We start from the raw sequence: 483 nt of genomic DNA, 5'->3' as shown, positions 1-483 counted from the left end.
GGTCGCCGTTGTCACGATCGCACTCGTCGCCGTGTTCGCAGCGTTGTTCGGTGCGGCCGACAAGCGCTTCTCGGATGCACTGGGCGCGGTGACGCCCGAGTTCGATGCCGTGTCCATCTTCGGACGCATTCTCGTCTTCGTGCTCACTGCAGCAGGTGCGCTCGCGGTCTGCTACGTCGCGCTGCATCCGCCTCGATTCGATCGCCTCGCTCCGTCGCCGCGTCGATCGGTGCAGTTGTGGGAGTGGATGATTCCGCTCGGGGCGGTGGTGGCGTTGTTCGTCGTGTTCGTCGGGTTCCAGGTTCCGACGCTGTTCGGCGGGCAGGGGCATGTGGCGACCACGGAGGGGCTGACCAATGCCGAGTACGCCCGGCAGGGCTTCTGGCAATTGCTGGCAGTGACGGTACTGACACTGTTCGTCATTGCGGTGACGGTCGCCAAGGCTCCGCGAAACCGCAGAGGAGATCGAATCGCATTGCGGGC

The 483-nt window shown here is 64.8% G+C and carries 1 protein-coding gene; it reads left to right on the top strand.

All coding sequences use genetic code 11. The annotated features are described in order from the left end of the window. Nucleotides 1-483 (top strand): DUF4153 domain-containing protein (locus A2J02_RS17830; RefSeq protein WP_156516277.1); only part of this gene is annotated, 483 nt, incomplete at both ends.

This window comes from Rhodococcus sp. EPR-147, assembly GCF_001647185.1.
Taxonomy (GTDB): Bacteria; Actinomycetota; Actinomycetes; order Mycobacteriales; family Mycobacteriaceae; genus Rhodococcoides.
This window is presented reverse-complemented; position numbering and strand designations above follow the sequence as displayed.